The 8287-nt window shown below is 64.8% G+C and carries 11 protein-coding genes; 6 read left to right on the top strand and 5 right to left on the bottom strand.

Translation table 11 applies throughout. The annotated features are described in order from the left end of the window. From DBR20_RS18645 to flgA, 5 genes are all read right to left on the bottom strand, one after another. A partial coding sequence (locus DBR20_RS18645; RefSeq protein WP_181393129.1) for an energy transducer TonB occupies positions 1–526 on the bottom strand: 526 nt, incomplete at its 3' end. 368 nt (positions 527–894) lie between these two features. Next, a complete protein-coding gene (locus DBR20_RS18640) occupies positions 895–2112 on the bottom strand; it encodes an ATP-binding protein (protein WP_108267566.1) in 1218 nt (405 codons plus the stop codon). 91 nt (positions 2113–2203) lie between these two features. After that, complete coding sequence (locus tag DBR20_RS18635) at positions 2204–2542, bottom strand: flagella protein (RefSeq protein ID WP_025879114.1); 339 nt, start codon at positions 2540–2542, stop codon at positions 2204–2206. Next, positions 2539–2844: a flagellar biosynthesis anti-sigma factor FlgM gene (gene flgM / locus DBR20_RS18630; RefSeq protein ID WP_025879113.1), complete on the bottom strand. Its 306-nt coding sequence runs from the start codon at positions 2842–2844 to the stop codon at positions 2539–2541. Before flgM ends, DBR20_RS18635 begins: the two co-directional genes overlap by 4 nt. A 75-nt stretch (positions 2845–2919) precedes the next feature. After that, positions 2920–3576 carry a flagellar basal body P-ring formation chaperone FlgA gene (flgA, locus tag DBR20_RS18625; protein WP_108267564.1) on the bottom strand — a complete coding sequence of 219 codons (657 nt, stop codon included), beginning with the start codon at positions 3574–3576 and terminating at the stop codon, positions 2920–2922. 134 nt (positions 3577–3710) lie between these two features. Between flgA and DBR20_RS18620 the strand changes: the two genes are divergently transcribed. The 6 genes from DBR20_RS18620 to DBR20_RS18595 form a co-directional block, all read left to right on the top strand. Next, positions 3711–4655 (top strand): chemotaxis protein, encoded by a 945-nt coding sequence (locus DBR20_RS18620; protein ID WP_089241055.1) that lies wholly within the window; start codon positions 3711–3713, stop codon positions 4653–4655. A gap of 159 nt (positions 4656–4814) precedes the next feature. Continuing rightward, a complete protein-coding gene (flgB, locus tag DBR20_RS18615; RefSeq protein WP_089241053.1) occupies positions 4815–5210 on the top strand; it encodes a flagellar basal body rod protein FlgB in 396 nt (131 codons plus the stop codon). 3 nt (positions 5211–5213) lie between these two features. Further along, positions 5214–5621 carry a flagellar basal body rod protein FlgC gene (gene flgC, locus DBR20_RS18610; protein WP_025879109.1) on the top strand — a complete coding sequence of 136 codons (408 nt, stop codon included), beginning with the start codon at positions 5214–5216 and terminating at the stop codon, positions 5619–5621. Between the two features lie 23 nt (positions 5622–5644). Continuing rightward, a complete protein-coding gene (locus DBR20_RS18605) occupies positions 5645–6328 on the top strand; it encodes a flagellar hook capping FlgD N-terminal domain-containing protein (RefSeq protein WP_108267562.1) in 684 nt (227 codons plus the stop codon). A gap of 32 nt (positions 6329–6360) precedes the next feature. Next, positions 6361–7584 (top strand): flagellar hook protein FlgE, encoded by a 1224-nt coding sequence (gene flgE / locus DBR20_RS18600; RefSeq protein WP_108267560.1) that lies wholly within the window; start codon positions 6361–6363, stop codon positions 7582–7584. 32 nt (positions 7585–7616) lie between these two features. Next, positions 7617–8287: flagellar basal body rod protein FlgF (locus DBR20_RS18595; RefSeq protein ID WP_108267606.1), on the top strand; the 671-nt coding region annotated here is incomplete at its 3' end.

Genomic DNA, 8287 nt, shown 5'->3' with positions numbered 1-8287 from the left:
AATGCTCACGGGAAGACCGCACAAGTGCACGACCGTCCTGCAGAACAAACTCGAAGCGATAAGCCAGTTTTACTGCAACCGCCTCGAGTCGTGCTCGACCGTCATCACACTCGTCATCGGCCTGTTGATAGCTGCATATGGCCGCGCCGAAGAAGGCCCATGTCGGCAGCGTGTCTGCGACGGACACCCTGAACGGGGTCGTCCGTTGCTCCTGGAGGGATGAACATCCCACAGCCGAATCGATCTGCTCGACATCGGTCACATGGCCATCGGCCGTCACAACGAAACTCACGCAGACAACCGCCTGCTGCCCCGCCCTGAGCGCATCGACAGGATACGCCGGCTCAGGCGCTTCGATGGACGTTGGCATGATGAATCTCTGGCGTTCATCAAGCACATTTCGCACAGCGCCCTCTGGGATTATCATGGAACTGGTCACATCAATGCTGGAAGACGCACGATGGGCGGCGCAGCCAGTAAGCGCCAGCACCATTGCGAGAAGCACAGGGAAGAATGTCTTTTGCATCGGCGTCTGCTTTTCGAGTGCGCACCGGGAAATATCCGGTGCGCACAATTAAACTACTGCTTGCTACCGGAACTCTTCTGCTTGATGCACGTAACTACGCCACCACTGGCCGAGCAGGAATAACCCGGCGGGCTTGCAACCGGACCGTCAGGAAGCGTATGAGCGAGTACGACCCCGGCCGTTAGTGAAGAACAGACCGCGAATGCGGCAACTGCCAGTTTCCTTTTCAATGACATTTCCTATGTCTCCTTAAGAGCCTGTCCAATTCAGGCAACCCGAACTTAATTGCCTGGTATAGGAATGTCAATGCGAGCCATGGCGATTGCACAGCGTCATGCAGATTGAGCCTTCCGCGTTGATCATTGCGCTCAGCGCGGCTGTTTGATCGGCAGCACCAGGCGGAAGCGCGAGCCGACACCCGGGGTGCTGTCCAGGTCGATGCGGCCGTGGTGCTTGTTGATGATGCTGTAGGAGATCGACAGGCCCAGGCCGGTACCACTGCCCACCGGCTTGGTGGTGAAGAACGGATCGAAGATGCGCTGGCGCAGTTCCGGCGAAATGCCACCGCCGGTGTCTTCAAATTCCACCCACACCGTGTCGCCGTCCACGCCGGTACGCACGGTGATCGTGCCGCGCTCGGCGATGGCGTGGCCTGCGTTGAGCAGCAGGTTCATGTAGACCTGGTTCAACTCCGACGGCAGGCATTCCACCAGCGGCAGCTGGCCGAACTCGCGCACCAGGTGCACCTTGTACTTGAGCTCGTTCCAGATGATGTTGATGGTCGATTCAAGGCCGGAATGCAGGTCGACCAGCTTCCACGACTCGTCACGGCCGGAATAGGAGAAGTCCTTCAGGTCGCGCACGATGCGGGTGACGCGCTCGATGCCTTCGCGTGACTCGGCCATCAGCTGCGGCAGGTCGCGGCTGATGAAATCGATGTCCAGGCGGTCACGGATATCGTCGATTTCCGGAATCAACGCCTTCGGGTCCGGCGCACGCAGGGCACGCTCATAGGCCTCGATCACCGTGAACAGACTGCGCAGATATTCCTGCAGGCTGCCCAGGTTGGAATGCACGTAGCCGATCGGGTTGTTGATCTCATGCGCCACGCCGGCGGCAAGCTGGCCGATGGAGGCCATCTTCTCCGACTGCAGCAGCTTTTCCTGGGTTCCGTTCAAGCGCAGGTACGCCTGCCGCAGTTCGGCATGGCGCTGCTGCAGTTCGCGCTCGTAGTCTTCCTGGCCTTCGATATGGCGGAACAACGCCAGGTAGTGCCCCGTGCCGGGTTCACCATGGAAGTACAGATGGGCGATGACCACGCCCTCGCCCAGTGGCAGGCTGCCGTTCCAGTGACCGTGCTGGCGCGCTTGTTCGAGCGCATCCGGCGGCAGCAGTTCGCGCAGGCGCTGCGGCGGCGGCAAGGCACCTTCGTCACTGCCCAGCAGGCTCTGTGCGGCCGGGTTGGCCAGGGCCACCTGTCCATCTTCGGTGAACAGCAGCAGGCCTTCGCGCAGGCGCTCAAGCAGGGCCTGCAGGACCGGTTGCGGCGGAAGGGGGGCGGTAACCAGAACGTTGGCGGCGGACACGGCGACTCGAGGCGATCAAACAGGCGCCCAATATACGCGCTCGTGCGGCGGCCCACAGCCGCCATCGGGCGGTCAGCCGACCGCCGGCCTGTCAGGCGACGGCGAGTGGCCGCCGCGCGGTGACGGTGTGCGACTGGCCCTTGGCATCGTATGCCGAGGACTCTTCGGTGCGGCCCATCTGGCGCAGGGCCCAGTTGACCTCGCGCCGGCGCCGCGACAGCAGCACGCCGTTGGCGCGGTTGCGCTCGGCCAGTTCCTGCAGCTGCTCGCCCTCGCCCACCGGCGGCGCGCCTTCCAGCGCACGCAGCGCTTCCAGCTTCGCACCGGTGGCACGGATCAGGGCATGCACGTCGTGCTCGACCAAGGCCTGGCGTTCAACGTCCAGGGCCTGGGCAAGGCGCTGCAGCGGCTCGCTCATCGCCGCGGTCATCCTTGCAGCTGCTGGTCCAGTTCAAGCATGCGCGAAGCGATCGCGTCCGGATTGATCTTGTAGGTACCGTTCTGCAGCGATTCGCGCACCGCTGCAACACGCTGGGCGTCGATCGCCGGGGCGGTGCTCAGCTCACGCTCGATGGCCTGCAGGTTGGTGGCTTCGCCGGTCAGGCGCAGGCTGTCGGCCGCTTCGACCGGACGTGCCGCCGAATCGGTGCTCACGCCGGGCTTGGCGGCCGGGGTGGTCACGCTGCGCAGTGCCTGGGGGACCTGCAGGTTGCCGTCGATTTTCTGGCTCATGGGGTGTCCTGGAGTTGCCGTACACAAGGGATAACGACCGCAGGGCCGTGATCTTTAGGGGAATTCTGCATTATTTCAACGCGCCACTATTACGTCACCGGCCGCGTCCACCGTGCCCTGCACGATACGGCGCGAGGACAGGTTTTCCACCGAGACGCGCTCGTTCTGGCCGGCATCGCCCAGTGCGCGCCCTGCGATGCGGACCTCGACCGAACCACGCCGCGATACCAGTGCCACACTGTCTCCTCGCTTGATGAGACGCTGTGCGACCAGATCATTGCTCGACAACAGTGTTCCCGCCGACAACGGCCGACGGGCGATGCGGCCGATCGCTGCAGCAGGATCGGCCAGCACTGCGCCGGCAATCCGTGCCGCGTCACGCTGGGCAGTACTGATATCGGCAGCGGCGATGGATTCTCCAGTGCCAATGCCACGGGTCAGCACCAGCACGGTCTGGTTGCGGCGCACCTTCACCGGCACGAACAGGCGCCAGCCACCGGCATCGGGGCAACTCACCTCCACCGTGGTGTTGGCGGTGGGCTGCACCTGCAATGCGCCACCACATTTTGGAAGACGCAGCGCATCGGCGACGACGGCCTCACCTTCGGTGCCGGCCGCAAGGGTCGACAACGCCGCAGCGCGGATGCTGGCCACCGGCTGCCAGTCGGCCGCAGTCGCCCACGGCGCGGCCACGGCCATTGCAATGGCAAGGAAAGAAGCAATGCGGCGCATGGCGCCTCCTGTCGGTAAGTCCTGGCCCAGACGCGTGCAAGGCGCGTGCCACAGGCAGGGGGCGGAAATCTTCCCGGGCCAGGCCCTGTACACAGGCCCTCAAGTTCCGCCCTGCCCGCGCCGATACAGCAGCCATGTCCCATGACCTGCTCAACCGGATCGACCAGCGAACCCGACTGGCCGGCCACAATCGCCTGGCGCTGCTGCTGTTCCGCCTCGGCGGACGTCAGCTTTTTGGCGTCAACGTCTTCAAGGTGCAGGAAGTGCTGCGCCGCCCGGAACTGTTCCAGGTACCCGGCCTGCCCGGCCAGTTTGCCGGCGTGGCCGATGTACGCGGGCGCTCGGTGCCGGTGCTGGACCTGGGCCTGGCCATCGGCCACCCCGAGCGCGAGCCGGATGCGGACACTGCACCGGGTTACCTGGTGGTGACCGAGTTCAACCGTTCGATCCAGGGCTTCCTGGTCAGCGGCGTGGAACGCATCGTCAACATCGCGGTGGAAGACATCCATCCGCCACCGGAACTGGGCGCTGAATCCAGCTACCTGACAGCGGTGACCCGCTTCCAGGGCGAGCTGATCCAGGTGATCGACGTGGAAAGCGTGCTGGCCGACATCGCCCAGGTCCGCGGTGAAGCGGTGCTCGACCCGGCCATGGCGATGCCCGCCGATGCCCCGCAGCTTCAGGTGCTGGTGGTGGATGATTCGCGGGTGGCCCGCCAGCAGATCCGCAGTGTGCTGGACCAGCTGGGCGTGGGCGCCACCCTGCTGTCGGATGGCAAGCAGGCGCTGGACCACCTGCTGCAGATCCATGCCTCGGGTGAGAATCCGGCCGATCGCTACGCCATGGTGATCTCGGACATCGAGATGCCGGCGATGGACGGCTACACGCTGACGACGGAAATCCGGCGCCACGCCGGCCTGTCCGGGCTGTACGTGCTGCTGCATACCTCCCTGTCGGGCGTATTCAACAATGCGATGGTCGAGCGCGTGGGTGCCAATGCCTTCGTCGCCAAGTATTCGCCGCACGAGCTGGCCGACTTCGTGCTGGACCGCCTGCGCAAGGTGGCGATGGCGGCGTAAGGCCGCCGCTCGCGTCTCCGCCGGGCATGGCCCGGCGCTGCCAGACACCTGCCCCGACCCACGGTAGCGCCGGGCCATGCCCGGCGAGCGCGACGTTGCGCACCACGCTTTGGCACACCGCTTGCAGCTTCCCGGGCAATGTTCCCGTGGGAGTGCACCGTGCGCAACCTGATTACCGACTACCTGGGCGTCCATGCCCAGGCAATGCCGTTGCGCGAACAGCGCATGAAGCTGATCGCCAGCAATCTCGGCAATGCCGACACCCCCGGCTACAAGGCCCAGGACCTGGACTTCGACTCGGCCCTGCGCCATGCCCAGGGCCTGGATGCCAACGGCCTGATGACCACCACCAACGAGCAGCACTACGAAATCAGTAGTGGCCTCAATCCGTTCCAGGTGGCCCGCGAGGGCGTGCAGCCCAGCATCGACGGCAACACCGTCGACCCCGATGCCGAACGCGCCGCCTACGGCCGCGCCGCCCTGGAATACCGCGCCTCGCTGAGCTTCGTCGAAAGCAAGGTGCGTTCCATGCTCACCGCGATCACGGGGCAATAAGCCATGAGCAACCTGCCGATCTTCGATATCGCCGGCTCCGCGCTGCAGGCGCAGTCGGTGCGCATGAGCACCATCGCCTCCAACCTGTCCAACGCTGACAGCATCGCCGGCTCCGCCGACGCGGTGTACAAGCCGCTGGAACCGATCTTCCAGGCGGTCACCAGCAAGACCGATCCGAACATCACCTCGGTGCAGGTCAAGGAGATCACCCAGAGCAACGCGGCGCCGATCAAGCGCTACGAGCCTGGCCATCCGCTGGCCGATGGCGATGGCTACATCTACCAGCCCGACGTCGATCCGGTGGCGCAGATGGTCAACCTGATCTCCACCTCGCGCAATTACCAGGCCGGCGTGGAGATGTTGACCACCGCCAAGGAACTGGCCCTGGCCACCCTGACCATGGGCCGCTGAGGCCCGCTGCACCGGACACCGTCATGACCACTGCCGTCAACAACCAGAGCAACCAGGACGTCTACACCGCCCTGGGCCTGAACGCACCCAACAGCAACGCCACCAAGAAAAAGAACACGCTGGACCAGGCCGACTTCCTGCGCCTGATGACCGAGCAGCTGCAGCACCAGGATCCGCTGAAGCCGATGGACAACACGCAGATGGTCTCGCAGATGGCGCAGATGTCGACCGTGCAGGGCATCACCGATCTGAACAAGTCGGTGAAGGGCTTCCTGGAGTCGATGGCCAGCGACCAGGTGCTGCGTGGCGCGGCGCTGGTCGGCCACCAGGTGCTGGTGCCGTCGGAAAAGCTGGTGCTGGAAAAGGAAGGTTCGGTGGAAGGCACGGTTGCCGCACCGGCCGCCGGCATCGTCACCGTGGACGTCACCGACGCCAACGGCGCCAAGGTCACCTCCATCAGCGTGGAAGCCAAGGCTGCCGGCGAGACCGCGTTCACCTGGGACGGCAAGGATGCCAACGGCAAGCGCATGGAGCCGGGCAAGTACAACATCGTCGCCAACCACGTCGACACCACCGGCAAGAGCACCAAGCTTTCAACCTTCGTGCAGGCCCCGGTGGAAAGCGTGACCGTCGGTTCCGACGGCCTCTACCTGAATCTCAAGGGCCTGGGCACGGCCCCTCTCGACTACGTGCTCCGCGTCAGCTGAGCCGCACCCACCGCATCCAACAGGAGCATCCCATGGGCTTCAACATTTCCCTGTCCGGCATCAACGCTGCCAACTCGGACCTGAGCGTCACCGCCAACAACGTGGCCAACGTCAACACCACCGGCTTCAAGCAGTCGCGTGCGGAATTCGCCGACCTGTTCGCCGCCACCAGCTACGGCCTGTCCAGGAACGCGATCGGTTCGGGCGTGCGCGTCTCCAACGTGGCCCAGCAGTTCATCCAGGGCAACAACGAGCAGACCGGCCGCAGCCTGGACATGGCCATTTCCGGTGAGGGCTTCTTCACCATGAACATGAACGGTGCTCGCGTTTACTCGCGCGCCGGCAACTTCCAGACCGACGCCGGCGGCTACGTGGTCAACCCGCAGGGCGCACGCCTGCAGGTACTGGCACCGAACGCCGACGGCACCAACTTCGACGCCGGCCGCCTGGTCGACCTGCAGCTGCTGACCACCGACAGCCCACCCAAGCAGACCAGTGAAGTCAAGGTCGGCTTCACCCTGCCGGGCAATGCCAAGCAGCCGACGGTGGCCACCTTCGACCCCACCAACTCCAACAGCTACAGCCACTCCAGCGGCGGCATCACCGTGTATGACTCGCTGGGCGTCAGCCACACCCAGGTGTCCTACTTCGTCAAGGAAGCGGCCACCAACGCGTGGACGGTGCACAACTACGTCGATGGCCAGCCGGCCGGTACACCGACTCCGCTGACCTTCGACAACGCCGGCAAGCTGACCGCGCCGGCCAACGGCAAGATCAGCCTGGGCACTTTCACCCCGACCACCGGTGCTGGCGTGCTGAACATGACGCTGGATGTAAGCGGCTCGACCCAGTACGGCGAGAAGTTCGCCCTGCGCAACACCCAGCAGGATGGCTACGCGGCCGGCAAGCTCAACGAGATCACTGTTTCGGAAACCGGCGTGGTGTACGCGCGCTATTCCAACGGCGACGACAAGCCGCTGGGCCAGGTGGCGCTGACCAGCTTCAACAATCCGCAGGGCCTGGAACAGAAGGGCAACAACCTGTGGATGGAGACCTTCGATTCGGGCACGCCGCGCACCGGCGCCGCCGACACCTCCAACCTCGGCAAGATCCAGGCCGGTTCGCTGGAGTCCTCCACCGTCGACCTGACCGAACAGCTGGTCAACATGATCACCGCGCAGCGCAATTTCCAGGCCAACGCGCAGATGATCACGACCCAGGACCAGATCACCCAGACCGTCATCAACATCCGTTGATGACCTGCTGACCCTGTCACGGAACTCCCCGCATGGATAAAGCCCTTTACGTGGCGATGACCGGTGCCCGCGCCTCCCTGCAGGCGCAGGGAACGCTCAGCCACAACCTCGCCAACTCGGACACCCCCGGCTTCAAGGAAGCGCTGGCCAATACCGAAGCCTTCCCGATCCGCGGCCCGGGCTTTGCCTCGCGGGTGGATGCGCTGCACGTCGATGCGGGCTTCAACCGCACCGCCGGCGCGCAGCACATCACCGGCAAGCCGCTGGACCTGTCATTGCAGACCGGCACCTGGCTTGCCGTGCAGTCCGGTGATGGCAGCGAGGCGTACACCCGTGGTGCCGCGCTGTCGGTGACTCCAAACGGCCAGCTGGTGACCTCCAGCGGCCGTCCGGTGCTGGACGACAACAACAACCCGATCGCGATCCCGCCCTACCAGGCGATGGAGATCGGCAACGACGGCACGATCTCGATCATCCCGCAGGGCGAAGGCCCGCAGACGATGGCGATGATCGGCCGGATCAAGGTGGTGCAGGCGCCGGATGAACGCCTCGAACGCGGCCTGGATGGCCTGTTCCGCAATACCGATCCGCTGCAGCCGTTCGCCCAGGCGCAGGGCACGGCGGTGCACAGCGGCCAGCTGGAAGGCAGCAACGTCGATGCCGCAGGCGCGCTGGTGCAGATGATCCAGCTGCAGCGCCAGTA

The organism is Stenotrophomonas sp. HMWF023, assembly GCF_003060985.1.
GTDB classification, from domain to species: Bacteria; Pseudomonadota; Gammaproteobacteria; order Xanthomonadales; family Xanthomonadaceae; genus Stenotrophomonas; species Stenotrophomonas lactitubi.
The sequence above is the reverse complement of the archived record's forward strand: the minus strand, read 5'-3'. Positions and strand labels throughout refer to the sequence as shown.

Bases quoted from the DNA above. Each gene is read 5' to 3' on its own strand.
- DBR20_RS18635 (WP_025879114.1), bottom strand. From the start codon at position 2,542: ATGACCGCGGCGATGAGCGAGCCGCTGCAGCGCCTTGCCCAGGCCCTG.
- flgM (WP_025879113.1), bottom strand. From the start codon at position 2,844: ATGAGCCAGAAAATCGACGGCAACCTGCAGGTCCCCCAGGCACTGCGC.
- flgA (WP_108267564.1), bottom strand. From the start codon at position 3,576: ATGCGCCGCATTGCTTCTTTCCTTGCCATTGCAATGGCCGTGGCCGCG.
- DBR20_RS18620 (WP_089241055.1), top strand. From the start codon at position 3,711: ATGTCCCATGACCTGCTCAACCGGATCGACCAGCGAACCCGACTGGCC.
- flgC (WP_025879109.1), top strand. From the start codon at position 5,214: ATGAGCAACCTGCCGATCTTCGATATCGCCGGCTCCGCGCTGCAGGCG.
- DBR20_RS18605 (WP_108267562.1), top strand. From the start codon at position 5,645: ATGACCACTGCCGTCAACAACCAGAGCAACCAGGACGTCTACACCGCC.
- flgE (WP_108267560.1), top strand. From the start codon at position 6,361: ATGGGCTTCAACATTTCCCTGTCCGGCATCAACGCTGCCAACTCGGAC.